This is a genomic window from Mesorhizobium sp. M1004, from assembly GCF_040318795.1.
In the GTDB taxonomy this organism is placed as follows: Bacteria; Pseudomonadota; Alphaproteobacteria; order Rhizobiales; family Rhizobiaceae; genus Mesorhizobium.
Genome location: NZ_JAMYNB010000001.1, coordinates 844405 through 870060, shown reverse-complemented (window position 1 = coordinate 870060; position 25656 = coordinate 844405). Strand labels below are relative to the sequence as shown.

Here is a 25656-nt window from a genome sequence, read left to right as displayed (position 1 = left end):
CGATCGTGTTCACGGTCTCGGTCAGCGGCTCCAACGTGACGCTCGACCAGGTGCGCGCCGTGGTGCACGCCGATCCCAACAATCCCGACGACAACACAACCCTGTCGGCGACCAACCTGGTGACGCTGACGGCAACGGTGACCGACGGTGACGGCGACAAGGCCTCGCAGTCGCTCAACATCGGTCAGGCGCTCAACTTCCACGACGACGGTCCGTCGGCCGTTGCGCCGGACTACGCGATGCTGTCGAATGGCACAGGCAATACGGTTATATTCGCCTTGGACGCAGACCATACCCTGTCGAACAATTACGGGGCGGACGGCCCCGGCACCGTTAGGTTCGAGGCCGCTCTCAACAACACCGACAGCGGCCTGACGTCGAACGGCGCGCACATCATCTACACGGTGTCGGGGGACGGCCATACCCTGTCAGGAGCGGCCAACGGAGCAAATGTGTTCACGGTCACGCTCGACCCCCAGAACGCCCAATATTCCGTCGATATGAACGGCACGGTCGACAGCTTTACGAATGTCGATTTCAGCGGAAACGGCTATTCTTTCGCTGGCGGGAATAAGGATTGGACAGGTTTCGTCCCGGCAGGAGACTCCGTGTCCAATCCGAACGACAACAACAGTTCCGACCTCCTGCTGACGGCGATCGGTGGCACCGTCAATACCAGTTCGGTCGCAGGTGGCGTCGGCGACGGCTCTTCTGTCGGATCGGGGGAAACATTCCGTGTCGACTTCGTCCAGGACTTGAGGGACGGTGCCGGCTCAGGCTACCTGTTCGACCATCACTACAACACCAATGGTTCCTCGGCTGTCGTCACGGCGACGAGCGGGTCGAAGATCCAGTTATTGGCATTCGACGATCTCGATACGAACAATAATCTGGTCGGCGAGAACAACCTCGCCCAAAGGACGCCGGATGCGATCACTCAAGTCATCGTCGGGTTCGGCACTGAAAGCTTCACATTCACGTCAAGCGGCAGCCACACCATCGGCGGGCACCTGTACACGGTCACGTTCAATCCGGATGGCACAGCTGCGGTTGACGGCGTTTATGGAACGAGCGGCGCGCAAGCTGTCGGAACCACGATTGCGGTCACGACGGCCACTGGCTTCAACAGCATCGAGTACCACTATCTGTCTGGCGACACGTTCAAGATCGGCGAATTTGGAACGGCCGTTCAGTCCAGCGATCCCGTCAGCTTCCACCTGCCGGTCGCGATCGTGGACGGCGACGGTGATACGGCTGCAAGCGCGATCGGCATCACACTAACCGGAACCGGAACTCAGGACCATTCGTCGGACGCAGCAGGCCATCTCTACGCGTCGACGTCGGCCTTGCCCAATATCATCGGGTCCAACTACGATGATACTCTAAATGGCGACGGCGCCGCGAATGCATTGTACGGCGGCGCCGGGGCTGACATCATCAACGGCAATGCCGGCAATGATACGTTAATCGGCGGTGCCGGCAACGACACGCTCAATGGTGGGACCGGCAACGACCTCCTCATCGGCGGCGCAGGGGCAGACCAGCTCACCGGCGGCACGGGTGCCGATACGTTCAAGCTCGATCATCTCGATCTGAACATCAAGGATCTCATAATCGACTACAACAAGGGCGAAGGAGACCAGATCGACCTTACCGCGTTGTTCGACAAAGCGGTCGTGGGCAACCTTTCCGACTACGTGCACTACGACACCGGCACCAAGACGCTAAGCGTAGACACCGACGGCGCAGGCGCAGCGGCCACTTTCGTGGATGTTGCCGTTCTGCAAAACGGACCGACCACTGCCGGCACGATCAACATCCTCTACGACGACACACAACATCAACAGCACACGGCCACGATTTAGCACTTATGCGTGGCCGTACTCTCATGCTACATATTAGCGAAACATAAAACCGCAGTTTGGAGAGGGACTTAAATGAAGCGTTGTGCAAGATTGCTGGCTTCGGCCGCGGCGCTGCTGTTGGCTGGATCGACTGGCTTCGCCGCCGACATCATCGAAGGGCCGGTGGCCGACTATTGCCGGACCGTCGGCACATCGAACCTGGTGCTGACCGACAACATCGTCGATCTCAAGGCCGAGGTGGTGAAGCTGATGGACGAGTCGGTGGCCGTCGCCAACAGCTCGGAATGGATCAATTCGTCCCGTCCTGCCTTCGTCTGGGCATCGGAAGCCAAGGTCGCCTGCGGCATGGCCTATGGCTACCTCAAGACGAACTACAAGGACGAGGACACGCTCAACAAGTGCGAATGCTTCCACGACCGCATGGTCGAGTACATGAACTGACCGGAAGGGATCCGGCAGTGCCGGTTGGCTGACCCGATGGTCGGCGGACGATTGACGAGGGCGATCGCCGGAGCGATCGCATTGACCGGTTTTGGCCAGCTTGCCACTCAAGCCTGCGCCAACTGGCTGGAACGACCTAGCCTGGAGAGACCAGCACCGTTCGGCTTGAGGCGGCCGGTTCGCTGCGACGCCGCCTCCGAATGGACGCGCGCGACATTCAAGGCGTTTGCGACATGCCAGGCATCGCTCGACGGCTTGGAGCCGGTGCTGGCGCACGCGGTGATGGAGATCGAAAGCGGATTCGATCCCGATGTGCACGGCGCCGATGGTGAGGTCGGGTTGATGCAGGTAATGCCCGCGACGGCCCGAATGCTGGGCTTTCGTGGCTCGCTCGACGAGCTTGGCGCGCCGGCGACCAACATCGCGCTCGGCGTCAGATATCTGGCGCAGGCAAACAGCCTTGCCGCAGGCGATCTCTGCACCACCGTCATGAAGTATCGTGCCGGGCACGGTGAAACCCGGTTCTCCGAACTTTCGGTCCGCTACTGCCGGCGTGCGCGTGCAATCCTGGCGAGAGAAGGTTTTGCGGTGGCCGGGCCATTGCCGGTGGCGACGTTCGGATTCTCCACATTCCCGACAGCAGGAGACGATGGTGCCCCTGCCCCGGCGAGGCGGATTTGTGTGCGCCGGCTGTTCGTGCCGGGCCCGCGATACATGAAATGCACGGACTATCGAAGCGCCGGGCAAGCCAGAATGATCAAGGCGCTCCGGGCAAGACTTTTCGACGGCTGAGCCATAATCCAGCAATTGCAAAGACGGCGAGGCAAGTCTGCCGTAAGATGAACGGATGAGACCGGGACAAATACCCGGCGGGATATCAGGGAGGCATCATGGATTCTGGCCGGCAGCGACACGGTTCGTGGACGTGGGCGATCGTCTTTGCGTTCGCGGGCATAGTGTCGGGCTGCCAGTCGAAAGGCAGCGTCTCGGACGCGCTCGATCCGGCGGCGATCGCCGCACCTGGAGCGCCGGTCACCGGCGCCGTTGCCGGTCCCGCCCAGGCGACGCAATCGCTCGGCACGGGATCGACGAAGGTCACGATGCTGCTGCCTTTGTCGGCCCCGGGCAACGCCGGCGAAAACGGCCGGAAGATGCTCGATGCGACCAAGCTGGCAATGGCCGACCTTGGCAGCGCACTGCTCACGGTTACGGTCGAGGACACCAAGGGCGACAGCGCGCACGCCAGCGAATTGGCTGTGAAGGCAATCACCACTGGAACCAAGATCGTCATCGGCCCGGTCGAACTCGCGGCCGCGCAGCACATAGCCAAGCTGTCGGGATCGAAGCGGCCGCCGGTGCTGGCGCTGGCCGACAATTTCGCCGGCGGCCCGGGCGTCTATGCGGTGCGCCTCAACGAGGCCGACAGCGCGGCCGCGGGCGCAGCCGGCCTGGCGGCCAAAGGCAGCAAGAAGTTCGTGTTGCTCGTTGCGGCAGGAGCGAATGCCGGCGCGGTTGAAAAGCGGGTCGCCAACAGCCTCAGCATCTATGGCGCGACGCTCGCCGTCACCATTCCGTATCCGGCCGGCGATGGCGGCACCAAAGTGGTCAATGATATGGGCTCGCTGGTCGAGGCTCCCGATGCCATCATCATCGCCAGCGGCGACGACAATCCGGCGCAGATCCTTGCGGCGCTCAAAACGAAAGGCATTCCTGGAAAAGCAATTGCCGTCGTTGGAACCAACCGCTGGCTGGAACATCCGATGGAGCCGCTGTTTGAAGGCTCCTACATCGCCACGCTCGACCCAACCGAAACCGGCCCGATCGCCGACCGCTTCAAGACGACCTACAATTATCCAGCCGACGCCAATGTCGCCTACGCCTATGATATGGTCGCCCTGACAGCAGGAATTGCAAGTTCGGCCGGGCCTGACGGCTTCAGCAAGCAGGTGCTCGAAAATCGGAGCGGATTTCGCGGATCGACCGGCCTGTTCCGGTTTCGGGCGGATGGCTCCAGTGAGCGATCCATGCCCTTCTACCAGGTTCGAAAAGGCGCACTCAAGCTGGTCGCCAAATCGACATCGGGGTATTGAGGGGCAAGGAACCTTGCTTGAGTTGATGGGCTGGCTGAGGCACAATCGCTTGATAGCGCTCGGAAGCCTGCTCCTCCTGGCCGGGGTCTTGTTGATCATGCGGGCCGCCGATCTGCTTCCCATCGATCGGCCGATACCAGCGTCGCGTCAATCCATCGACGATAGCCAGCCACTGCGACCAACTGCGACCGTCGCCAATACGCCATGGCGAGGACGGGCACGCAAGATTGCTCAGGACCTTATCGCGCCGCCACAGCTTGATCCGGCGCAAATCGAACGGGTCGAGCCGCGCCTGCCGCTCAGCGACCTTGGTCTGGCTTCGCCTGCAGGGATGCGGATGCCAAAGGATTGGAAAGAGGTCCTGCTGTACCAACCGGTTGCCACCTCGTCGGCAACCTTCGAATCGATGGGGCGCAAGGTAGCCATCAGCGGGATCCAAGGCATTGACCTGGATGAGACCTGTTCCTTTCGTGGCATCGCCTGGCCTTGCGGCCAGCGTGCGCGCGCGACGTTCAATTCCTGGCTGCGCGGCCGGGCGCTGAAATGCGTCGTGCCGCCGGAAATCGATCGTTTTGCCATTGGAGCACCGTGCAGCTTGGGCAAGCAGGATGTCGGCGCGTGGCTTGTTTCCAATGGCTGGGCGACGGCCCTGGCGAGTGGCATCTACGGCAAGGCGGAGGCAGTGGCCAGAGACGCGCAGATGGGGATATTCGGCCCGCCGCAATAGCCGATAATTCGGTGTCGTCGCTTTTACCGCCGTAGCCTTGCTTTTGAAAGCCTGGTTTCGGGCCGATGGTAGGTGATTGCGCCATTACTAAAATTGTATGTTTCCTCGAAACTGAAAGTGCAGCACCTTGGCCTTATGACAGCCGATCAGGCGGGAGATTGGCTAATGATGACACCAATGGCGAATAGCTCGCCCCGGCAATGGAAAGATATCGCATGGCTGACTGCCCTGGGATCGGCGGGAATTCTGCTCCTCTCGGTTGGCCTAAATTATCTGCTTCTGTTCTCGGAAGCCTTGACGCCGTTCGGCCGCAGCATGGTCACAGCGATCCTGTTGCCGGTCATCGTCGGTGGCCCGCTTTTGCTGTTCATTGGCCTGCAGCGGACCGAGCTCGTCCGTTATCGAAGAGAACTCAACAAGTCGGCGACCTTTGACAGCCTGACAGGCTGCCTCAACCGGACAGTCTTCACGTCGATGGTCGAAAGGAGAGCAACCAGGCCGGAATCGTCTGGTCCAAGATCTGGCGCCTTCCTGGTCATTCATCCCGAACACATCAGGTCCATCAATCTGCGCTTCGGCCTTGGCTGGGGTGACGAAGCCTTGCGGCTCATAGCCTCGACCATCCAGTCATCGGTACGCAAGGAAGATCTGGTGGGCCGGATCGGAACCTCCATGTTCGGGGTCTTTCTGCCCGGTGCGACAGAAGACGACGCCAGGGAGATCGGCGACCGTATCCGGGCGCGCGTGGCCCAAGCCTATTTCGCGCCAAAAGGAACCGCGGACACGCTGACCATCAGCGTCGGCGGCGTGGTGTTTGAAAACGAGTTGGAATTCGAGGACATGTTCCGATCGGCGGAATCGCTGTTATCCGGCGTCGAACGCCAGCCCGGATTTCAATTGTCGCACCTCCACAACTAGCTGAAACAAGTCGTTGCCGGAGGAACACCGCCGCAAATGTCTTGCCGTACGGCTGCGGCAGCGATCATCTTGGCCCTTGTTGCCAAACCGGACGATTGACCCATGGGCGGTTTCAACCCGTGGGAGGTCTGGTTCCTGACGGTGCTGACGGCATCGCCGCGCATCGCTGGCAGTATTTGCCGGACCGACCAAGTTCTGGTTGCCGCTGGTTGCAGCAACCTTGATCGCCTTGATGGCCGGCTATCGGACCATGCTGCTGCCGCCGAACTCCTGACAGGTCGAGACACCCGCCGCGCGAGTAGCATCAAGTTCGGCGCTCAGGGCACGAGCGACAAAGCTTGAGGGCGCACAGATAGCAGCTGGATCCCCACGGCTCTCTCTTCATCCGTGGGGATCACAAGCACGTTGACGTCGGAACCAGCAAGGCTGATGACCTCGTCGCCTCGTCCATTCAGCTTGTGGTCGATATTAACCGCAAGCCAGCCGGCCACAGCCCCGGCCCTCTCTCACAGTTCGAAGACGCTTTCGATTTCGCCGTTGATTTGGTCGGCAGGGATGCCAGGCTTCTCGGCCGCTGTCGTCAATTGGTCTGCTAAGTCGCTGGCGGCGATCGGATCGCCCCGCGTCACAATCGCGGCGCGGAGGGGTTTTATTAGCTCCCCCTCATCTTGACGCCGGCGCCGGCTGCTCCAAAGTCTTGGGCATCGCTCGGGGAAGTATCAAAGTTGGCGACGAGGTCGCAGTCACGGCGATTGTGCGCGGCCGGGTGACGCCCGATCGCATGAGCGTGACGATCCCCTCCTACGGCTTCCCGCATTCTGTTGTCGATTCGACTTGGAAGACTGTGATTGGCCAGCATATGGAATTGATCGGCCCTGTCACACGCATCGACGGGGACAAGGTAACCGTCAGCCTCCGGCCATTGGTGACTGTCGAGGCCGAGCACGTGCGCCTTGTCGAAAGACATGTGGCACTTCCACGCGGGCGAAAAAAGTCGCTGGTTGACAAGGCTTAAACTTCGTTGCCGACCCCAGGAACAGCCCACTGAAACTTTCTCCTTCACATCGGCTCTGGTCGCCTCCCGCTAGCTGCCGGCGCGTTGCGATATCGGCACAGTAGACGGGTTGGCATTTTCCGAACTTTCCGCCATGTCGTCGCGATGACGTTGGCGAAGGCGCTTCAGCAGATCGCGTGAGCTTGAATCCCTGCGCGATTGATCCATGTTCTGGCGAAACGTGGCGCGTTCCTCCATGGACTTCTGCCACTTCAGCAAGGTGGCCGTAGTCGCAGTAGCGGCTTGAGCGATTTCTATGGGCGTTGTAACCATCGCATTCTCCCTAAAAAGGCAATGGTAAACGCAATCTTTATAGGCCCAACGAAACCCTTCTCCAATTAAAAACGACCATACGGCATACGGCAAAATGGCTATTCGTCGGGGCGCTCGACGGCAGCTTCGTCGACCTCGGCCTCCATCTCGTCGTTGACGGTCTTGGTCTTGCCAAAACCGTCCATCGCCACACCGTCAAAGCCCTGCAGCCACGCGTCGGCATGTTCCTGCCAGTAAGCTGGCACCTCACGCTCCTTGCCATCCTTGCGCGCTTGGGCGCCGTACATCCAGGCGTAGGTGGCGCGTTCCTGATCTTTCTTAGGCATGGCCATTTGCATCATCCTCCCGGAAATCCAGCAGCCTTGCGTGCCGCAGCTTCTCTTCGCCTTTGAGGGTCTCGACCCAGCCAACCAGTCCGGGCTTCAGCCACTCGGCCTTTTCCTTTTTATGTCCCTTCGGGACCGGGCCGCCAACCTTGCCCTGGACACGATCCCAAAGCGCTTGCCGCTCATCGGCATTGAAGTTGACGAGTGCGCCGCCTTTGTAGAGGCCCTTTTCAGCCATGATCACCTGGGTAGCTTTGCCGCGCTCGCGCTGTGCACCGATGATTTGCATTTCCTTTTCCTCAAAGCACTTGATCTTGCGCCAAGCGCTCGTTTGCCGCTGCGATATGGACTGCCGTTGAGCTTCGAGACCATGCCTTCTAGCCCGTCTCGTCGACCAGGTGGCAAACGGCGTCACCAGTGCGGCATCGCTCCGCTGAATTGAATGCGCCCGCCGGCAGGGATCATTTCGTGCAGGATCTCGCCGCGATCTTCGGTCGGCATCCCGCGCAGGTCATGATGCGTGGAACCCTGCCGGTTGCTGACCGTTCTCCGTCAATGGAAGCCCCGAACCAACAGAGCCAAACGATCCTCGTGGTTGACGGCGACGTCATCGCCCGATGCGTCATCGCGGACTATCTCCGCCACTGTGGCTACAGGGTGATTGAGGCCCATTTCGCACGTGAGGCGCAACAAGCGTTGAACTATGCGGAGTTCGGTGTGGACACCGTCTTGTGTGACGTTGACCTGCCGGGCAACATGAACGGGTTCCAACTGTCGAAGTGGGTTCGCGAGAACAAGCCCGAGGTCAAAATAGTGCTTTCTGCCGCAGTAGAACGAACTGCGATCGCGGCGGGCGACCTTTGTCAGGAAGGCCCGCACCTTGCGAAGCCGTATGAGCCGGCCAACGTAGTGGACCATATCAGGCGACTGCAGCGTGTTTGGAGCTTACGATCCAGGAACCCTGGTGCAAAGCGCAATTGATCTCTGTCCAGACGCCGAGAGGCTCGTCTGCATACCAATGGTGATTTAGCCCTGCGAACTGGACGCCGCTCAAAGGAAGAACGGCGTATAAGCCGCAGTCCTGCGTGCGGCCGCAACAGTGGACGGTTGTCCCGCGCAGGACGGAGGAAATTCGCCCTCCTGCCGCGGTGAACGGGATACCGTAGGAGCGTCAGCATAGCGCCGGCCACAGGACGGGACGCGGCACCGACTGTCCCCGTCCGGTAGTCCGCATGTTTTGGTCGAAGCCGACCGGCTGAGATCGTGCGCATTTTGGTTCTCGACGGTACGGCCGCTGATCGGCGATGATGCGAGGACCGAGTTGCCCGGAAGAATCGATCTGGTCTTGCACCTTTTTTGCTTCCTCATTCGCGGGGCAGCTTGTGATTTTCCAGCCTGACAGACCCTCCCCTGTCTATAAGAAATTTCCCGACGCATGAGCGCACGTCCAACACAGTGCGGACTCCAATGCTCACCGGCAGCGCGAGAATGGTAACCACCTATCTTGAGGGGAGCGCCACGTGCGTAATCAACGATGCAGCGCTGCAGTTCGCTTGAGAAAACCGCATCTCTTCGTCACCGCCTCATCGAGAGCCACCGCTGCGGCATCCTGAATACAGGTCGGCGATCCGAAAAGCATGCATTGCGCAAGATTTTCCAAACTGATGCCAAGACCGGCCCAAGCGTCCATCCTAGCCTGCAGATGCTGTTGAGAGGAACTCGCCGTTGAATATTGTGCTGCGGTAAACCTCATCGCTGATGATCCATAGATTGTGCCGCTCGGCAAATGTGGCAATTGTTTCCAGATCGTCCCTGCCGAACTCATATCCGCCGGGATTGTTTGGGGAATTCAGCAAGATCGCCCGCGTTCGATCTCCTACCGCTGCACTGAGAATATCCTCGGATGCCTTCCGCCGCGCATTTTGCAGCGATAGTTTGACGGGTCGGACCACTGCTCCACCGGCGCGTATTGCCGCTTCGTATGTAGATACCAAGGCTCAAGGCAAAGCACCTCGTCGCCAGCTCCGGCAACGGAAGCTTAGTGTGATTGGGCGGCCAGGCGGCCGGTCCCCAATTCGTTCGAATGATGCGCTTGCCTCGCCAAGGTCGCATGGTGAGTCAGCCGGCAAACCAAAACACTCAACCGCCGGTTAGGCCCGGCCGCCTGATGCGCCCCACAAGAGGCTGTGCCGGGCCGTTCGTCGGGGCTTCTGCACCTGAGCGTTAATGTGCCCAGGCAACACACCATCGACGCCAAGACGATGGCAAGAAGGGGAGTCGCGCAGTCCTCAAGAATAAGTCAGCAGGCACCTAGACCGATGTAGGGCCTTCCAATCGCAGCTCTCGGCTCCTCGCGGCGCCGGCGCCCTGGCATCGTTTGATTGAACGAAGACGCTGAGTTGAGCTCTCGATACAAAAGCATCTCAGTCCTCGTGCCTCAATGGTTCCGGGCATGCGGCTGCAGGGGATGAAGTCATGAAGTTCAGGGATTTGATCAGACGCGCCGAGGACAATGTGGAGAGGTCGTTCGACGATCTCGAAGCTGACTTGGCTAACGCTGTCGACCAGTGCCTCGATTTGGAGGATGTCGCCGACGTGCCAAACATGGCAGGCGACAACAACGAACAGGATGACAGCGTACCAAGCGAGGACGGTGCCGGCGACGACGATGATAGCTCGCCGATACCAGCGCATCGGATGACCTCACATACGCAGAGCCGAATTGCTGCCGTGAGCTCGTTTAACGGCTTGTTCCACGATGCCAAGCTCCATTTCGAGGAAATCAACGCAAAAATCTCTGAAATTACAAGCACATGTCAACTGACGTTCGAGTTTTTTCACATCCTTCACGCGGACATTCTCCGTGCCAACGAACTGGAGTTGGCGAATCAAAATCTGATCGCAGATCAAAGGAACTTGTCGGAAACACTCAATGACCTGAACAGACGGTACTGTGAGCGTCAAGGCACCGTCGAGACATTGCAGCAGCGCCAGGCAAGCCTTGTTCAGGAGTGTGAAGTGCTCCGTGGCGCGTTGGCCGCGGCAAGGCTGGAGCTGGTCGAAGCGGCGAACACCACCACAAAGAACGAAGCGGAATTTGGCGACCTCACGAACATGCTTGCCGCCGCAAATGTCGAGGCCGACAGGCGCTCCCGAGAGAACAAACAGCTGCGTGAAAAGAATGTGAGCCTGTCTATTGACCTGGAAAAGGCCATGAAGCGGGAGGAAGAGGCACGGCATAGGCTGGATGCCTTCTCCACGATTCATGCCAACGAAGCTGCGCGAAATTCCGAAATGCTGAGTGCGCTCGGCAAGAGCGAAAAAGAGGCAATCAAATTGCACACCTCACTCGAGGTTGCGCAGGCGAAGCTATGGGAGGTGACCGAAGCAGCCAGGATTATGCAGGCGGACATGGATGGCGAGCTTAAACGCTGCCAGGCTGAGAACCGAGGATTGCGCTCAGAAATTCAAAGTCTCCAATCGCGCTTCGAACTCGCCTCAAACGCAAACAACGAGGCCGCGGCCGAGATCGCCAGGCTCCAGCTACAATGGAGCGACGCCCTGGCCGAAAAACAGGTGACCGACGAAAGGTTGGCCGCACTCACCGAGGAGGCCGAAACCAACAAGGTGAACCTTTCCAAGATCGCCGCAGATTTTGCACAGCTGTCCATGCAGCAGGCGTCCGATCAGATTGAACTCGATGTGAGACGGCAGGAATGCGAGGACTTGCGGGTCGAGATTGCCTCGGTCAATGCTCGGGTCAGGGAATTGCTGCCCTACAAGAGGTCGCATGGAAGCGCGAACGCCTTGCCGCATACATCTGACGTGGCAAATGTAGCGGTGACTGCAGACCGAACGGTGCATGCCGCACGCCGTGTCCGCCGCAGGGCCCTCGCCGCGTCGTAGGAGCAAAGAACCTCTCCTCGTGAGGCAATTGCCCATGTCGATGATCGTGGAACGGTATGCGCTGTTTGTTGCGCAAAAGATGACAGGACACTAACGCTGTTGTCGGGGCAGGACTTGGTGAGGCGGCCAGGAAAATCCTGTTGGGGCATCCTTGTAGCCGGGACAATGTCCCAGACGAGCCTCGCGCGTCGGCCGCAGGCGTCACCCCTGTGGCATCACGTCGCCTACCCTAATATGTCAGCAAGCACGCCTGCCGTGTTCCCGCGGTCGACCGCTCGCAGCCGCCATGTCATTCCCGGAAAGCCCTCGACATCTGGTCGGTAAGCGGCTTCAGCAGATAAGACCAGACGCTGTGTTCGTCCGTACTTATGTGAACCTCCGCTGGCATACCGGGTTTGAGCACTTTGGCATCGGTCAGACAGGTGGACTTGTCTTCGACATTGATGCGCGCCGAGAAATAAGAAAGCTGGCGCTGTTGATCTTTTATCAGGTCCGCCGAGATGCGCTTGACAGACCCTTGGCAGGCAGGCGTAGTGCCGGCGTCGAAAGCCGGAAACCGGATCGAGACCCGCTGACCTGGACGAACGTCATCTATGCGCGACGGCGCAATCAGCGCGTCGACGACAAGGTTGCCGGTGTCAGGGACAATCATCATGAGAACCTCGCCCGCGGCAATCACGCCGCCGATCGTGTGAATGGAAGATTCCTGTACCGTTCCCGATTGCGGAGCGCGGATGGTGGTTTTGGCCAGTTCGTCCTGTGCCACAACCTTGCGCTCGCTGAGTTCGGTTTGCTTGGCTTCCGTTTCACGAAGTTCGCTCGTCACGTCACTACGCCTTTGTTCATCGAGCTGAAGAATCTGCAATTCGGTCTCGCTGATCCGGGCCTGCGCCTCGGCAACTGCCGCCGCGAGGCGCCCTGATTCTCCGTGCGCCCGGGTGGCATCCAGTCTGATGTTGCTAAGTCGCTCTTTGGACACCAGTTTCTTTGTAAAAAGCGCCTGTACATCGACAAGATCGCCATCCAGCAGGACCACGGATTGTTCTTCCGCGGTCTGTTGCGCCTTGAGGCCCTCAACTTGGCGTTCGAGTTGCTTTGAGCGGCTTTGCAACTGTGCCTTCTGCCCCTTGAGGGCCGTAGCGCGGCTGTCGAACAGCGTGCGCTCACCGCTCACCAGCGCAGCCAGCTCCGGCTCGCCCATTCGCGCTTGAAGGCTGAACGGAAGCTGCATCTCCGACAGGCCTTGCCGCTCTGCCTCCAGCCGCACAAGCCGAACCGTTGCCCGATCAAGATCCTTGCTAATTATCTGCAGATTGGCCCGTGTCAGCGTGTCGTCCAATCGTGCCATCACATCGCCGGCCCGTACATGATCCCCATCTTGCGCGAAGATGCCCCCTATCGTGCCGCCCGTCAGATGCTGGACCTTCTTTATGTTGCTCTCGATCACCACGGTCGCCGGCGCAATTACCGCGCCAGCAATCTTGGTCAGTCCGAGCCAGAGCCCGCCGCCGGCAAGCAACATAACCGTGACCGCCGCACCCAGGATCAGGTTGGCCCCGATTCCATCGCGCGTGCCCGAAATCATCGCGTTGCGCCGGCTCCCATTGCCGATCGGGGCCGATGGAGCCATCGTCGCCTCAGACAAAAAAATATTCCTCATGCGTGACCGCTCACCCCTTTGTGCATCGCGACGGCCGCTGCCGGGCGTTCAACAGGCGCAGCAAAGGGGCGGATGACGTTGGCCAGGACCTCCTCGCGTGAGCCGAAGGCGTGAAGCATCCCATTGGACATTACGAGTACCCTGTCGATGTTGGTAAGGGCAGAAGGACGGTGCGCAACTACGATGACGATGCCTCCACGTCTGCGCACTGCCAGGATCGCGCCGGCCAAGGCGGTATCGCCATCGACGTCCAGATTTGAATTCGGCTCGTCCAGAACGACGAGAAACGGATCGCCGTAAAGTGCCCTGGCAAGCCCTACGAGTTGCCGCTGTCCAGCCGACAAGGCTGTTCCTCCCTCGCCCATGCGAGTTTGAAAACCGTTCGGCAATCGCAGGATCATTTTGTCGACGCCCGCTGCCTTGGCAGCTGCAAGCACGCCCTTGGCGTCGCCCTTCCCGCCAAATCGCGAAATGTTATCGGCAACCGTTCCATCAAACAGTTCGACGTCCTGGGGCAGGTAGCCAATATGTGCGCCAAGACGTTCTTGGTCCCATTGGTCAAGCGAGGCGTCGTCCAGCCTCACCGTGCCGCGAAGTGGCTGCCAGACGCCCACCAGCGCGCGCACAAGCGTGCTTTTGCCAGAACCGCTCGGGCCGACAACGGCCATTCCCGTCCCTGCAGCCAGGCGGAAGCTGACATTGGCTACCGTCGGTTTTTGCTGGCCCGGTGGCGCTATAGTCAGGTCCTCGACCGCAAGCTCCGCTTGGGGGCGCGGAAGTTCCATATGTTCGTCCCGGTCAGGAAAAGCGGCCAGGGCCGTTGCCAGTTGCGAATAGCTTTGCCGGAACGCGGCGAAGCCTCGCCAGTTCGCGATAGCGGCGTCAACAGGAGCCAATGAGCGGCCCAGCAAGATGGAGGATGCGATGATCACACCTGGCGAGGCTTCGCCTCCTATCACCAGGTAGGCACCCAGTCCAAGAACGCAGGACTGCAAGGCCAAACGCAGTGCCCTAGAGAGTGCCCCGGTGGCGCCGACGACGTCGGAAAGCCTCTCTTGGTGCCGCAGATATGCGTTATTGATCTCGCCCCAGCGGTGGGCAAGCCGTGCGGAAAGGCCCATCGCGCGTACGACTTCCGCGTTGCGGCGTCCGGATTCGGCGAGATTGCGTTGCGACACCAGCGTCTCGGACGCGCGTGTCACCGATGTGCGGCCAAGAACTTCCGCCATGACCGTGAGCAGCACGACAATGATCGCACCGCTTGTGGACAACAGACCGAGCGCAGGATGCAGGAAATAGATGATCAGCAGGTAAAATGGAATCCACGGAGCGTCGAATATAACAGTCGGTCCCATTCCGGAAAGGAAGCCGCGTAACTGGTCGAGATCACGGAGGGGCTGTATCCGGTTCGCATCCTGCCCGCCAATGAGCGGCAAGGACAGCGAGAGGCCGAACACCCTCTGCTTCAAATTCCTATGGACACGATTGCCCACTCGAACCAGCAGGCGCAGGCGCACGAAATCCAGCAGCCCGTAGACCGCGTAAAGACCCAGCATTCCGATGGTGAACCCGACAAGCGTCGGAACGCTCTGCGAAGGTAAAACGCGATCGTAAATTTGCAGCATATAGACCGAGCCGGTCAGGGCGAGAAGGTTTATGACTGCCGAGAAGACGCCGACGCCTACCAGGCCAGGCACGGTCCCAAGCATTGCGCCTCGCAGATCCGACGAACTCCTTCCACCAGGGTTCATAGGTTTCGACCTCCCGTGAGAGATCGTTGCGCAAGCTCACTGGCCCCACTGGGCACCGACAATCTCTTGCTGTTCAGGAGCGTATCCCCTTAGCCTTCTAATATTACGCCCCACTAACATGCTTGGACTTTAGTCAAAATGTAGCAAAATCGTGGCGCTGACCCGAGAAACCCGGAACCCACATGTTAAATCGGGGGAAAACTGCCGTTCCATGGTATTTGGGCGGGGCTTCATGCCGGGCGAGCGGCCCAAGAAAACCGCCCCCTGCCCTTTTTCGGGGCATTTTCGCGCTTTAGCGCTTCCTCGCAACAACCAGGAAGTGTTGCGCCAGCTGGCCAGGAACGCAAAGCCTTCTGCAGGCCTTCTCGACAGGCTGCATCATCATTTCACAGAACCCTGGCAACAGGTTTCCCGGCCGAGGCAGGTAACCGTACGGTATCGTCTGCTCGACGGTGAATCCCGAGGCAGCCAGGAGGGCCTTGAACCTCGCTGCGCTCAGCGTGTGGCGAATTGTGCGTCCAGACACTCGATTGAGCAGCCGGCACGCCAGGCCGACGGGCGACGTCGCATTCATGTGAACGTTGCACACAAGCCGCCCGCCATCTTTCAGGTGCTCATTGATCGCCTTCAGTGCATGCCATTTCAGTTCATCCTCTGCGTTCAGGAAAAAACGAAATGCAGTTACCACATCGAACGTCATACCCAACTGCTCCCTTGTCACGTCGACGTGACGCAAACTCACATTGGGCGGTACTTGAGCGCTGTCGAGCATAGTTCTGGAAACGTCGGCGCCAACCACCTCGCTGAAGAGGCCGGCGGCTACCTCGGCGATGCGACCTGTTCCGCATGCGAAATCGAGGCAGTTTCGGCTCGCTCCGCTCAAGGGGCGAAGAACGTCGAGGATCAGGGGCTTTTCGATGTTCTCCCAAAGCGCGCCATAGTAGCCGGACCTGTGCGTTTTGTTGTAATGTAGGCCATAGCCGGGCGCGCAATGGCTGGTCCTGTAGCCGTCCGACACCCAGCCGCCCTGCGCATTGCTCTCCTTGCTAGACGTAGATTCCTGCCAATTTCCGGACTCACCGGCGCGCGACCTGGACCGCACAATTCGCGCTGACGGCATATGGGAAGCATAACTTGCAGAGTGCGTCACCTGATCCGCGTTCGTTGATAGTGTCAGGGTCGCTCCCTTTTTGAAAATGCGCCTCACCTTGGATCTCCGTTCAGTGGGTTCGCCCGAAAACAGTAAGCTCGCTCGCTTTATCGGACTGCGGCTGACGCCCTATTGGACTGCCACACTTTGCAGTTCACTGCTGAATCTGGCTTCGACAGTATCCCCCGGCAGCACAATGGCATCTTCGTCAGCCAACAGCTTGCGCCATTCATTGCCGATCTTGCGCACGATGGTCACCTGGGCCCGTACCGTTTCGCCGGCAATCGGCAATGGCTGTGTGGATGCTCCAGTCGGCTGCAGCTTCTCGCTGGCGGCATGGAGCCTGGCGGTGACATCCGCCAGCCGGGCGTTGGTGTCCTTCAGATCCGTCAGCAAGCCAATCCTCCTTTGATTGTCGTTGCGTTCGTGCTGTCTGACAAAGTCCTCCTGCTGGCGCCGCGCCCTCATCAGCTCGACCGAGGTTTGAAGCGCGCCGCTTGAAGACAGAAGCAACGCGCGCCTGACATCCGCGAGCCGGGTGTTGGTCAGATTGCCTGCATCGAATGCCTTCGTCACTCGCGCCAAATCTTGCTCATCCGCCTTCACGCTCTCGCCCTCTACTCGTTCGCGTTTCTGCAAAACGTCAATCTGCTCGGCAGCGTCCGTCCGGCCCTTCTCCAGAAAATCCTGTTCCTGCCGGAAATCGCTCAGCGCAACCTTCAGCGCCTCTGCTTCAGCCTGTGCCATCGCGGCTACAACGCTCGGCGAAAGAGGTGATCCCTGTGGTGTCTTCTTGTCGAAATCCGCCTGGCCCTGAAGCTCGGCGCGAATGCGGGCAGCGTGAAGGTATTCTTTCGTGTAATCTCCCCAGAGCATTTCGTAATCGCGCTTGAGATCAACCGGATCAGGCCCGGCCTGGCCTGCCCGTGATCGCAAAAGACTGAAGCCGCCGGAAACGGCCAGCGCCTGCCGTACAGTCATGAGCGGACGGTAGGCCTGTTGTCCCGGGGTGAGCACATCGCCCGTTACATAGATCGGGCGATAGTCCGCTATGATCGCTGTGACATCGTCGGGCTCGACAGTAACTGTCTGCTCCCGCCCATCAGTCAGACGCACGTGAAAAATCTTGCTTGGCAAGACCTCTTGCATGCGCCTTTGCAGTTGGGACGCCGTCAGGCCTGCGACCATGATCATTCCAGCCTCCGGAAGGGCGATATTGCCATCCATCTGGACTACGGCGCGCTGCGTCCGATCAGGGATCGGCGCTATTCCTATCTCGACCGTATCGCCAGGTGAGAGTTGATAGGGCTCGACCTCGCCTGCGCAAGCCATCGAGGTTAGCGACATCATCACGACTGCGCCAAGAACGTATCGTCTACTGAAGGTCATTTGCGACAATCTCCTTCCGGTCGAACACCGGCTTCAAAGGCCATTCAACACGACTAACGAAATCATATACCGGGCCACCGGGCACGCCCCAGTTGCTGGACCAGACCACCTGGGAGCCGTCCGGAGAGGGAGAGGCATGCGTCTCGCTCCAGTAGTCGAAGGGCGCGTTGTGCGTGTCTGCGACACGGCGGACCTCTCCACTGCCGTCTAGACGCAGAGCAATGACTTGCTGAGCGTAAGGCGCCCAATCCGGGTGCTGCGATAGTTCGGCTGGCGTGCCGCCATAACTCAGAAACACCCAACCGGGCCTGCCGAGCGACCTGAGTGACGCATGCATGGCCTCGCCATATTTCATCAGCGAGGTAGCCTTGCCATCAGCCAAGCGGCGCTTGATCACCTGATATTTGTCAGGATCCGATTTGCTGATCCCGACATAGATTTCGCTTCCGTCGGAATCGACCGTCATGTCGCCATGGCCTGGTCGATGGTGCTCCATCCACTTCTGGCGCAATATGCCGTCTATGGAGAAGACGAAACTCGCTTCAATTCCGTCCGGTAATTGCTGGGAACACACTATGTTGATTCCGAGTGGTGAGATTGAGCAGGAGCCGGTTGTTCCCGGGAATTCGGCAAGATCGATATCGGGGAATTTCCGCCGTAGCTTTAGATCGTAGCCAAAGACCACCGCTCTGCCGTCATTGTTCGTTGCACGCACCGCAATCCGGCTGCCGTCGCGGCTCGGATTGCCTTTGTTGGGTCCAAATTTGAGGTTGGAGTACGCTGCGGAGGCAAACACGACGTCCTCATGATCGGTACGTGGGGCCCATGTCGCAATCTGCCGGCCCCCGACACAGATCATCAACTCGGGATCAGTGGGATGCCATTCGCATTCGGTCGCGCGGTTGCGGTGGAACAAAGGCAAGTAGGTTTGTCCGTCGAGAAAGCACAGGCCACCGCAGCCATTGGCGATCAGGAGCAGGCTCTGGTCGGCATTCCAAGCCTGTGCGCTTGAGTAACGGTGGGTGCAGTACTTCTTCCCGCATACACCCGCCCCGCCGAGAACGCCCGGTCTGGTGATCCGTGCGAAAACCATGCCAGACCAAGGATCCCTTGTTTCGGGCACATGGCCCGGCAGGTTGTCCACAACCGCGGTGGCCGCCGCCTCCGCTGCCTTGCTTTGACGGCCACCGGCAACGTAGATGTTGGGAGATATGGCACCGGCAGCCAGCAACAGCGCCAACGCATGACGGCCGCCCAGGGTCATGTCATGTAACCCACTTCGCGCCGTACCCGGCCTTCACTAAGGCGCTCGCGCCACCACGTGATTGTTCGCTCCAGCCCATCGCGCAGGCTGGTCTGTGTCCGCCATCCAGTCTCGCGTTCAAAGCGCGAGGAGTCGGCGAGCAAGGCGCGAACTTCGGAATTTTGCGGCCTCAGGCGCCTTTCATCACGACGGACCGGCTTCTTGCAATCGGTCAACTCAAGAACAATGGCCAATACGTCCGAGACGGTCGCAGCGCGTTGGCTGCCAGCGTTGTAGGCGTGGCCGAACTCGAGCTGGGCGAGACCTGCGGTCAGGAACGCTGTCGCGGTGTCTTCGACATAGGTCAGGTCGCGGATCGGGCTGGTATCGCCGACCATGATCGCAGGACATTTCGGGTCGAGGACTTGCCGGATAATGGTCGGCACGATGGCGCGCTCACTCTGGCGCGGGCCATACGTGTTGAAGGGTCGCATGATGACCACAGGGACATCGAACGACCTGGCGTAAGACTCCGCCATCATGTCAGCGCCGATTTTGGATGCCGAATATGGTGACTGTCCCTGCAGGGGGTGTGTTTCGCCGATCGGCATGGTTTGGGCGGTTCCATAGACCTCGCTCGTGGAGGTATGGATCACCCGCTCCGTCTCCCATAGGCGCGCCGCTTCGAGGACGTTCACCGTGCCCAGGATGTTGGTTTCCACATAGGACTGGGCAGCGGCGTAGGAATATGGAATCGCAATAAGCGCCGCCAGATGAAAAACCGCGGCTTGGCCGCGCATGATCCGGTTAAGGAACGCACTGTCGCGGACGTCACCACGGACGAGCCTCAACTGGCTGCGGATGGTGTCCGGCAGATCGTCTAGCCATCCATGGCTGTCGAAGGAATTGTAAAGGGCAAGGGCTGTGACATCTGCCCCGTTGCGAACAAGCGCCTCGGTGACATGCGAACCGATGAATCCGTCCGCGCCGGTCACCAGGACTTTCTTTCCATTGTAGCTCATCACTGCGCATTCCCTTGGCTGTTTGGAACGCTTCCCTTGGATATTCAAACGTCGATCGGCGGTACCGGAACCCAACCGACCACTGCCAGCACTCCCCGCACCATCCACGCGAGGTCGGAGACGATGGTGCGTCGCGGATAATATGAGAGGTCCAGTGTTGCCTTGGCGGGGAACATGACTTCCCGGTAGAACACGATCGGATCTACGGATTGGGGGAAGTAATGCGCTTCGTGCCGAAAAACGACCTGGGCTGGTCCCAGCAGGCCTGGCTTGTATTGCAGCACGGCCCTAAGCTCGCCCCGGAAACAATCGGCGAAAGCCAGGCTCTCGGGCCGTGGGCCGACGATCGCCATTTCGCCTTTGAGGACATTCCACAGCTGCGGTAGTTCGTCCAGCTTCGTCGCTGCGAGAAAGCGGCCAACGGTGGTCATGCGTGTATCGCCCACGACCGTCAGCGCAAGGCCTTGAGAGCCGCAGTTCACACCGAATTTGCGAAATTTGTACATGCGGAAGGTTCGGCCGCCGGCCCCGATGCGGGTCTGAGCGAACAAGATCGAGCCACCGCCCTCGAGCAGAAGCGCTCCGGCGATCAGCAGCATCAATGGCGCCAATGCGACGGTAGCGATGCCCGCCACCGCAAGATCGATTGCGCGTCTCGCAAAGCCGTGATCAGGATTTGGAACGAACATCCGGTGAAAGGCAGGGTCTAACGCATTCATGCAGCAGTTCCTCTTTGGGCGCCTGCTTTGAGCGCGCCTGTTTTGAGCGCGGCTGCCAGGGCAGCCACGACTGATTCGGCGGCGGCGGAAGTGATCTGGGGGTGCAGCGGAATTGTGAGCTCTCGCTCAGCGAAATCCTCTGTTCGGGGCAAACTCACGCCGGGAAAGCGCTCGCGGTAGAACGTCATTTGGTGCACCGGCGGGTAGTGGATGGTGGTCTGTATGCCCTGTGTCCGCAGCTCGTCGATGACATCCTGCCGGCTCGCGTAGCGCGGCAGGACGATCGGCATGATGTGGTAAGCCGACGTCCGGGGTTCGCTAAATGGAATGACAATGGCTGGGCAACGGTCCGCGATCAGGCGTCGGTACAAGACAGCTATGATACGCCTGATTTCGTTCCACTCTTGCAGGTTCTGCAACTGAACCAGCCCTATTGCCGCTCGCATCTCGTCCATTCGGTAGTTGAACCCGAGCATCGTGACATCATATTGCGGCGTACGACTGTTCAGCCGCTGATGCGTCCCCGTGGTCATTCCGTGCCCGCGGGCCAGGCGAACCCTGTCGAGCAGATCGGGGTCACGTGCGATCACGGCGCCCCCTTCGGCCGTTGTCATGTTCTTGTTGCCATAGAAGCTGAACGCGGCCGCGGCGCCGAATGTCCCGACTTCCCTAAGCCCGGGCGCGTGCGCAGCGTCCTCGATGATATGCAGCCCGCGAAGCCGGGCGAACCGCTGCCATTGTTCCCGATCGGGGAGATACCCGGCGAAGTGAACGAGAATGACCGCTTTCGTGCGCGTCGTGCACCGCGCTTCGGCTTCCGCAACCGAGATCAACGGCACGTCGACGGACTCGATATCGACGAAGACCGGCGTCGCCCCTACATACAGCACCGCATTCGCCGTCGCCACGAACGTCAGCGAAGGAACCAGTACTTCGTCGCCAGGGCCGATGCCCAAAGCGTGAAGGAGAAGATGGAGCGCTGCGGTGCAGGAACCAACCGCAACGCAATCTCGCGCGCCATGCATGCTGGCAAAGGCCAGTTCGAACTCTCGTACCCTGTCCCCCATCGTAAGCCAGCCGCTATCAATCACCTGCGACAGGGCTGCCTTCTCTGGCACGCCTAGGATCGGGGCGCTCACCAAGAGCATCTTGACCTCCTGAAAGCCTTGTTAGTGGCTAGACCTCTGCATCAGACTTTCATGCGGCTGCAGCGGCAGCCGCGACCTCGATTGAGGACGACTGATCTTCCCAGGCAATTGCCTGTGCATTCTGGAAGTCATCGACACGACCGATGTCGAGCCAAAGACCGTCATGCTTGTAAACATGCACGGTCGTGCCACCCTGCATCATCTGCAGCATCAGGTCATCGAACCCAAATGGGATCCCGGACGGAATGAACCGCAGGACATCTGGGTTCATGCAGTAAATCCCCATGCTGACGAGATGGGAAAGCGTCGGCTTTTCCCGGAAGAGCTGGACGGTATTGTCGATCTCGTCGATGACGCCGAAGTCCATCTTGATATGACGGCACGCCGTGGCGATCGTAACGGGATCCCTATGCAAGCGGTGCGCGGCTACAAACCGGCTCAGGCTTAGATCTGTGAGGACATCGCCGTTCAGAACGACAAATGTTTCGTTCAGTTCATCCCTAATCAGAGAGAGAGGTCCGACGGTGCCGAGCGGCTCCATTTCCTGGGTATATTTGATCTTCAAGTTCCATTGCGATCCGTCGCCGCAGACGCTACGGATCAAATGCCCTAGATACCCTGTCGTAATATATACCTCTTCAATGCCGTTGCGCCGCAGCCACTTCAAAAGCAACTCAAGAACAGGCCTGGCCCCTATCGGCATTAATGGTTTCGGCAGGACCGATGTAAACGGTCGAAGGCGCGTACCCATCCCACCACATTGAATCACCGCTTTCATTCGATCCTCCTGATCTGCAGTTGGCTTTGTTCGGGATCGGTGTTCCATTGTCCGGCCAGGGCACACCCTCAAATCCGGCCAAACCTCGGCGGCAATCCGAACATCATATGCGAAAAGGTATGTGACAGCCGGGGCGGCTGTCGTCGTGCATTCGAATGGTAGGGATTCAAAACGTTCAAGGTATTAGATGGCCACGAGATCAACAGCCGATAGAAGCGCGATTGGGCACTGATCATGACGCCGATAAAAACGAAAGCAGTTGCTTTCAAGAAAGCTGCGATCCGCCAGGGCCGGACCGGCCTACAGGTCCGGCGACAGCGGGTGGCGACATAACAGATGTCACATGATTACGATGGTCCTGAACAGCTGGCTTTGGACCCAGAAATGGGAACCCGGCATCGTTTTGCGGACGGGCACCGCACGCCAGGGTTAAAAATCTATGGATGAGCTTCGCAATTTAGTATTATATTAGACGTTCTGGATGTGCGTGGATGGGACGCTGCGGACATCACTGTGATGCGTTGACCAGTGGATGGCCGCCATTTTAGGACCACCACGGATTGTCGATCATAGGCGAATGGGAGGTTCCAGCGGGTTTTCTCGTCGGGAACCGAGTAACGCGTTGGGGTAGTTGCATGGCTCGGATCGTCATTGCCGACGATCACGGCTTATATCGGCGTGGTCTCCGGCTGGCACTCATGGCTGGAATTCCAAGCGCCGAAATATTCGAAGCTTCGTGTTTCGATGCCGCGGTCAATCTTCTAGAGGAGCAGGCGTCCATCGATCTTGCGATCCTCGATCTGAACATGCCTGGGCTGTTCCATCAGGAAGTGCTCAGCGACTTTATGGCTGCCTATCCTGACACTCGCTTTGCGATCGTTTCCGGGGATGATTCCCGCTCGGAGATACTGACCGCGCTTTCGATCGGACTTCACGGGTATATCGTCAAATCGCAGAGCGACGAAGAAGTCGTGCTGGCTGTAAACGAAATCCTCGCTGGCCGGATCTATGTGCCATCTCTGCTATCTCGAACGTCTGCCGACCAGAGATCGCATGCCCCCCCACCTCCGGTTCAAAATCCCAGCCGCCGGCACGAGGGCTCGGGCGACGTCGCTAGGCTGACGTCTAGACAGAAGGACGTCCTCAAGCTGATGGCAGAGGGGTACTCGAATAAGGAGATTGCCCGTAATCTGGACATTGCCGAGGCGACAACGAAAATCCATGCCGCAGCCGTGCTGCGTGAGCTTGGGGTTAGAAACCGTACCGAAGCAGCTGTGTTGCTCCAAAGCTGGCTTACGAGACAGGCGAGTTGACGCATGCCCCTCGAACCGGCCCGAGTTTGCTTGCAGGAAATCGCAGCAAAGGGCCCACACCATCGGTTAATTGGTCGGCTTCGACTTGGAGGGGCTCTATTGCAGTCCAAATTCCTCAATTTCTTTGCGCGATACACGCAGCGAATATCGAAGGCCATCTTCGGTTATTTCCATATTCGGGGAATGCCCGACAAGCGGCGTGCTGTCCACACCGATTATCAGTGACCCGAACCCGCGGCGTACGACTTTTGAACTCTTCCGTCGGCCCGATTCCACCCAATCGAACACGAGGTCGTCGCCTTCGTCCTCGGATGCAAATCGCCACTTAACTTCGACCTTGCCATTCGGGTCACCCAGCGCACCATGTTTCACCGAGTTTGTCGTCAACTCGTGAAGGATCATCGCCAAGCCCTCGGCGGCGCCGCTTGGCACAGTGAGGGAAGGTCCACTGATCGTAATGTCGCGTGTCTCCTTGAAGGGCTGCAATTCCCGGTCCACGAGTTCATGGAGCATCCCTGACAGGTTGGCATGACGAGAAAGGATGCGATGGGTCGCCTCCAGTGTTCGAATCCAATCGATCAACATCTCCTTGTATTCGGCAACATCATTGTCGGGAGTATCGATCATGTTGACCAGAGCTCTAATCACTGGAAACACATTGCTGAACCGATGGCGCTCTTCGCGCATTATGCGCTCGCGTCTCTTTACGGCGGCGCGAAGCAAAGTTGTTTGTCGACGTTCGGTCAGATCCGCCGCCACCCCGATGCGCATTTTGCGGTCGCCGTGCTCTTCCTGCCGTCCACGCAATGCAATCCAGCGTGTGTGACCATCCACTTGCCGGACGCGAATCTCGACGTCAAAGTTCAATGCCGATGAAGGCTTTGCCGAGGCGGACAACTTCGGCCAGTCGACGGGATGGATTACGGCCGAGAGTTCTTCCAAGCGGCGGACTGGGGCCGGAGGCAGACCAAGGATGTCCCAGAACTTGCCGGAGCCGGCGACTGTCCCATCCTCAATGTCTATTTGCCATGTGCCCAGGCGCCCGGCAGATACGGCGAGATCGAGCCATTCCTTCTGAGCCCGAAGGGCCTCGCGTGCCGCTTGTCGCTCGGAAATATCGTCAACCACCACGAATACGCTCTCATTTGGCGCCTCGTCCGGCCGCGACGAAGACAGGGCCAGGTGAGCCCAAAATGCCGTGCCATCCTTGCGCAAAACGCGGATATCCGTCGCCGACGCGGTCCCATTGCCCAAATCTTGCAAAAGCTTCCGCACAGTACCTCGATCGTCGGGGAAAATGAGTTCCTCCAGCTCCAGTTGGGCAAGTTCCTTGTGCGCGTAGCCGGTCATCTCCAAAAGCCGTCTGTTCGACTGCAGCAGTTCGCCATGGCGATTGGTATTAGCAAAGCCCAAGGCGGCAGCATCGATGGCAGCGAGCCTCGCTTCTGCCACCCTGAGCGCGCCGTGCAGATCTTGTCGCAGGCGGTGGAACACGGTTGCGATCAGGCTACCCGAACCCAGAAGGAAGACGGCCCCGGTCCAGTCTCGACCAGTGAGGTGACCGTCCAACAGGTGTCGCATCCACAAGCCGGCGACCGCCATCAGAAGCGTTGCTGCGATGGCAACAAAACGGCCCTCAAGATACACGATGACAACGGTTATGGGGATAAACGCAACAAGCGGCAACGGCTGGCCGCCATATACCGTACTTATCGCCTCGAATGCTATCGATGCTGCAAACACCAAAAGCGAAGCTAGATGAGCCCACGTAGTGCTCGACACATTCGATTTGAGCCAGCGCAGGTCCGAACCCATGCGCAAAGACTACAACTTTCGGTCTAGTCCGTCGAGACTAGGCCGAAGGGGTGGCACCTAATCCCAAT

At 59.2% G+C, this 25656-nt stretch carries 26 protein-coding genes; 11 read left to right on the top strand and 15 right to left on the bottom strand.

What is annotated here, in order from left to right; genetic code table 11:
- The 8 genes from NKH54_RS04250 to NKH54_RS04215 form a co-directional block, all read left to right on the top strand.
- On the top strand, nucleotides 1-1865 hold a 1865-nt coding region (locus tag NKH54_RS04250; RefSeq protein ID WP_353027749.1), incomplete at its 5' end, for a DUF5801 repeats-in-toxin domain-containing protein.
- A gap of 72 nt (nucleotides 1866-1937) precedes the next feature.
- Nucleotides 1938-2306 (top strand): hypothetical protein, encoded by a 369-nt coding sequence (locus tag NKH54_RS04245; protein ID WP_353027748.1) that lies wholly within the window; start codon nucleotides 1938-1940, stop codon nucleotides 2304-2306.
- 264 nt (nucleotides 2307-2570) lie between these two features.
- Complete coding sequence (locus NKH54_RS04240; protein ID WP_502907457.1) at nucleotides 2571-3098, top strand: lytic transglycosylase domain-containing protein; 528 nt, start codon at nucleotides 2571-2573, stop codon at nucleotides 3096-3098.
- A 98-nt stretch (nucleotides 3099-3196) separates the two neighbouring features.
- Nucleotides 3197-4396, top strand: coding sequence for an ABC transporter substrate-binding protein (locus NKH54_RS04235; protein ID WP_352446247.1), 1200 nt, complete (start codon nucleotides 3197-3199; stop codon nucleotides 4394-4396).
- Nucleotides 4397-4409: 13 nt separating this feature from the next.
- Nucleotides 4410-5123: a thermonuclease family protein gene (locus NKH54_RS04230; protein ID WP_352807618.1), complete on the top strand. Its 714-nt coding sequence runs from the start codon at nucleotides 4410-4412 to the stop codon at nucleotides 5121-5123.
- Between the two features lie 165 nt (nucleotides 5124-5288).
- The gene (locus NKH54_RS04225; RefSeq protein WP_023729554.1) at nucleotides 5289-6041 is read left to right on the top strand and encodes a GGDEF domain-containing protein; all 753 of its coding nucleotides are present in this window, start codon (nucleotides 5289-5291) and stop codon (nucleotides 6039-6041) included.
- Between the two features lie 102 nt (nucleotides 6042-6143).
- The gene (locus NKH54_RS04220; protein ID WP_352807639.1) at nucleotides 6144-6383 is read left to right on the top strand and encodes a hypothetical protein; all 240 of its coding nucleotides are present in this window, start codon (nucleotides 6144-6146) and stop codon (nucleotides 6381-6383) included.
- 439 nt (nucleotides 6384-6822) lie between these two features.
- Nucleotides 6823-7056: a hypothetical protein gene (locus NKH54_RS04215; RefSeq protein ID WP_306413638.1), complete on the top strand. Its 234-nt coding sequence runs from the start codon at nucleotides 6823-6825 to the stop codon at nucleotides 7054-7056.
- 69 nt (nucleotides 7057-7125) lie between these two features.
- Here NKH54_RS04215 and NKH54_RS04210 read toward each other — a convergent pair whose 3' ends face one another.
- From NKH54_RS04210 to NKH54_RS04200, 3 genes are all read right to left on the bottom strand, one after another.
- Nucleotides 7126-7368: a hypothetical protein gene (locus NKH54_RS04210; protein WP_353027747.1), complete on the bottom strand. Its 243-nt coding sequence runs from the start codon at nucleotides 7366-7368 to the stop codon at nucleotides 7126-7128.
- A 98-nt stretch (nucleotides 7369-7466) separates the two neighbouring features.
- On the bottom strand, nucleotides 7467-7694 hold the full coding sequence (locus NKH54_RS04205) for a hypothetical protein (protein WP_245263537.1): 228 nt from the start codon (nucleotides 7692-7694) through the stop codon (nucleotides 7467-7469).
- The gene (locus tag NKH54_RS04200; protein WP_352594920.1) at nucleotides 7687-8109 is read right to left on the bottom strand and encodes a hypothetical protein; all 423 of its coding nucleotides are present in this window, start codon (nucleotides 8107-8109) and stop codon (nucleotides 7687-7689) included. Before NKH54_RS04200 ends, NKH54_RS04205 begins: the two co-directional genes overlap by 8 nt.
- 53 nt (nucleotides 8110-8162) lie before the next feature.
- On the opposite strand from NKH54_RS04200, the gene NKH54_RS04195 reads away from it, so the two are divergent.
- Complete coding sequence (locus NKH54_RS04195) at nucleotides 8163-8675, top strand: response regulator (protein ID WP_023753040.1); 513 nt, start codon at nucleotides 8163-8165, stop codon at nucleotides 8673-8675.
- A 547-nt stretch (nucleotides 8676-9222) separates the two neighbouring features.
- Here NKH54_RS04195 and NKH54_RS04190 read toward each other — a convergent pair.
- Together NKH54_RS04190 and NKH54_RS04185 are read right to left on the bottom strand one after the other, a co-directional pair.
- Nucleotides 9223-9447 carry a hypothetical protein gene (locus NKH54_RS04190; RefSeq protein WP_352594953.1) on the bottom strand — a complete coding sequence of 75 codons (225 nt, stop codon included), beginning with the start codon at nucleotides 9445-9447 and terminating at the stop codon, nucleotides 9223-9225.
- On the bottom strand, nucleotides 9386-9646 hold the full coding sequence (locus NKH54_RS04185) for an aminotransferase class I/II-fold pyridoxal phosphate-dependent enzyme (RefSeq protein WP_352594917.1): 261 nt from the start codon (nucleotides 9644-9646) through the stop codon (nucleotides 9386-9388). The genes NKH54_RS04190 and NKH54_RS04185 overlap by 62 nt, the downstream gene beginning before the upstream one ends.
- Nucleotides 9647-10169: 523 nt before the next feature.
- Between NKH54_RS04185 and NKH54_RS04180 the strand changes: the two genes are divergently transcribed.
- Nucleotides 10170-11600: a coiled-coil domain-containing protein gene (locus NKH54_RS04180; RefSeq protein WP_352594914.1), complete on the top strand. Its 1431-nt coding sequence runs from the start codon at nucleotides 10170-10172 to the stop codon at nucleotides 11598-11600.
- A 289-nt stretch (nucleotides 11601-11889) separates the two neighbouring features.
- Here the strand turns inward: NKH54_RS04180 and NKH54_RS04175 are convergent, their stop codons facing one another.
- The 9 genes from NKH54_RS04175 to NKH54_RS04135 all read right to left on the bottom strand — a co-directional run bounded on the left by NKH54_RS04175 (nucleotide 11890) and on the right by NKH54_RS04135 (nucleotide 22460).
- Nucleotides 11890-13185: an HlyD family type I secretion periplasmic adaptor subunit gene (locus NKH54_RS04175; RefSeq protein ID WP_353027759.1), complete on the bottom strand. Its 1296-nt coding sequence runs from the start codon at nucleotides 13183-13185 to the stop codon at nucleotides 11890-11892.
- 71 nt (nucleotides 13186-13256) lie between these two features.
- Nucleotides 13257-14969, bottom strand: coding sequence for a type I secretion system permease/ATPase (locus NKH54_RS04170; protein ID WP_023815059.1), 1713 nt, complete (start codon nucleotides 14967-14969; stop codon nucleotides 13257-13259).
- A 334-nt stretch (nucleotides 14970-15303) separates the two neighbouring features.
- Nucleotides 15304-16218, bottom strand: a complete 915-nt coding sequence (locus tag NKH54_RS04165; RefSeq protein ID WP_353027746.1) for a class I SAM-dependent methyltransferase — start codon at nucleotides 16216-16218, stop codon at nucleotides 15304-15306.
- A gap of 72 nt (nucleotides 16219-16290) precedes the next feature.
- Entirely contained in the window at nucleotides 16291-17550 is a 1260-nt protein-coding gene (locus NKH54_RS04160; protein ID WP_023714703.1) for a polysaccharide biosynthesis/export family protein, read from the bottom strand.
- Entirely contained in the window at nucleotides 17537-18814 is a 1278-nt protein-coding gene (locus NKH54_RS04155; RefSeq protein WP_023821910.1) for a hypothetical protein, read from the bottom strand. Before NKH54_RS04155 ends, NKH54_RS04160 begins: the two co-directional genes overlap by 14 nt.
- Nucleotides 18811-19815 carry an SDR family NAD(P)-dependent oxidoreductase gene (locus NKH54_RS04150; protein ID WP_023691489.1) on the bottom strand — a complete coding sequence of 335 codons (1005 nt, stop codon included), beginning with the start codon at nucleotides 19813-19815 and terminating at the stop codon, nucleotides 18811-18813. The genes NKH54_RS04155 and NKH54_RS04150 overlap by 4 nt, the downstream gene beginning before the upstream one ends.
- A 44-nt stretch (nucleotides 19816-19859) precedes the next feature.
- A complete protein-coding gene (locus tag NKH54_RS04145; protein WP_023670905.1) occupies nucleotides 19860-20504 on the bottom strand; it encodes a sugar transferase in 645 nt (214 codons plus the stop codon).
- Nucleotides 20505-20530: 26 nt separating this feature from the next.
- Nucleotides 20531-21682 carry a DegT/DnrJ/EryC1/StrS family aminotransferase gene (locus NKH54_RS04140; RefSeq protein ID WP_353027745.1) on the bottom strand — a complete coding sequence of 384 codons (1152 nt, stop codon included), beginning with the start codon at nucleotides 21680-21682 and terminating at the stop codon, nucleotides 20531-20533.
- 49 nt (nucleotides 21683-21731) lie between these two features.
- A complete protein-coding gene (locus NKH54_RS04135) occupies nucleotides 21732-22460 on the bottom strand; it encodes a nucleotidyltransferase family protein (RefSeq protein WP_023681041.1) in 729 nt (242 codons plus the stop codon).
- A gap of 635 nt (nucleotides 22461-23095) precedes the next feature.
- Here NKH54_RS04135 and NKH54_RS04130 point away from each other — a divergent pair.
- Complete coding sequence (locus NKH54_RS04130) at nucleotides 23096-23773, top strand: LuxR C-terminal-related transcriptional regulator (RefSeq protein WP_023670902.1); 678 nt, start codon at nucleotides 23096-23098, stop codon at nucleotides 23771-23773.
- 96 nt (nucleotides 23774-23869) lie between these two features.
- Here the strand turns inward: NKH54_RS04130 and NKH54_RS04125 are convergent, their stop codons facing one another.
- Entirely contained in the window at nucleotides 23870-25588 is a 1719-nt protein-coding gene (locus NKH54_RS04125; protein WP_353027744.1) for a sensor histidine kinase, read from the bottom strand.
- Nucleotides 25589-25656: the final 68 nt, after the last annotated feature.

Coding starts and splice junctions, on each gene's coding strand:
- NKH54_RS04130 (WP_023670902.1), top strand. CDS start 23,096: ATGGCTCGGATCGTCATTGCCGACGATCACGGCTTATATCGGCGTGGT.
- NKH54_RS04125 (WP_353027744.1), bottom strand. CDS start 25,588: ATGGGTTCGGACCTGCGCTGGCTCAAATCGAATGTGTCGAGCACTACG.
- NKH54_RS04205 (WP_245263537.1), bottom strand. CDS start 7,694: ATGCCTAAGAAAGATCAGGAACGCGCCACCTACGCCTGGATGTACGGC.
- NKH54_RS04215 (WP_306413638.1), top strand. CDS start 6,823: ATGAGCGTGACGATCCCCTCCTACGGCTTCCCGCATTCTGTTGTCGAT.
- NKH54_RS04245 (WP_353027748.1), top strand. CDS start 1,938: ATGAAGCGTTGTGCAAGATTGCTGGCTTCGGCCGCGGCGCTGCTGTTG.
- NKH54_RS04175 (WP_353027759.1), bottom strand. CDS start 13,185: ATGATTTCGGGCACGCGCGATGGAATCGGGGCCAACCTGATCCTGGGT.
- NKH54_RS04235 (WP_352446247.1), top strand. CDS start 3,197: ATGGATTCTGGCCGGCAGCGACACGGTTCGTGGACGTGGGCGATCGTC.
- NKH54_RS04170 (WP_023815059.1), bottom strand. CDS start 14,969: ATGCTTGGGACCGTGCCTGGCCTGGTAGGCGTCGGCGTCTTCTCGGCA.
- NKH54_RS04180 (WP_352594914.1), top strand. CDS start 10,170: ATGAAGTTCAGGGATTTGATCAGACGCGCCGAGGACAATGTGGAGAGG.
- NKH54_RS04190 (WP_352594953.1), bottom strand. CDS start 9,447: ATGAGGTTTACCGCAGCACAATATTCAACGGCGAGTTCCTCTCAACAG.
- NKH54_RS04150 (WP_023691489.1), bottom strand. CDS start 19,815: ATGAGCTACAATGGAAAGAAAGTCCTGGTGACCGGCGCGGACGGATTC.
- NKH54_RS04210 (WP_353027747.1), bottom strand. CDS start 7,368: ATGGTTACAACGCCCATAGAAATCGCTCAAGCCGCTACTGCGACTACG.
- NKH54_RS04140 (WP_353027745.1), bottom strand. CDS start 21,682: ATGCTCTTGGTGAGCGCCCCGATCCTAGGCGTGCCAGAGAAGGCAGCC.
- NKH54_RS04220 (WP_352807639.1), top strand. CDS start 6,144: ATGGGCGGTTTCAACCCGTGGGAGGTCTGGTTCCTGACGGTGCTGACG.
- NKH54_RS04145 (WP_023670905.1), bottom strand. CDS start 20,504: ATGTTCGTTCCAAATCCTGATCACGGCTTTGCGAGACGCGCAATCGAT.
- NKH54_RS04225 (WP_023729554.1), top strand. CDS start 5,289: ATGATGACACCAATGGCGAATAGCTCGCCCCGGCAATGGAAAGATATC.
- NKH54_RS04155 (WP_023821910.1), bottom strand. CDS start 18,814: ATGACCCTGGGCGGCCGTCATGCGTTGGCGCTGTTGCTGGCTGCCGGT.
- NKH54_RS04160 (WP_023714703.1), bottom strand. CDS start 17,550: ATGACCTTCAGTAGACGATACGTTCTTGGCGCAGTCGTGATGATGTCG.
- NKH54_RS04135 (WP_023681041.1), bottom strand. CDS start 22,460: ATGAAAGCGGTGATTCAATGTGGTGGGATGGGTACGCGCCTTCGACCG.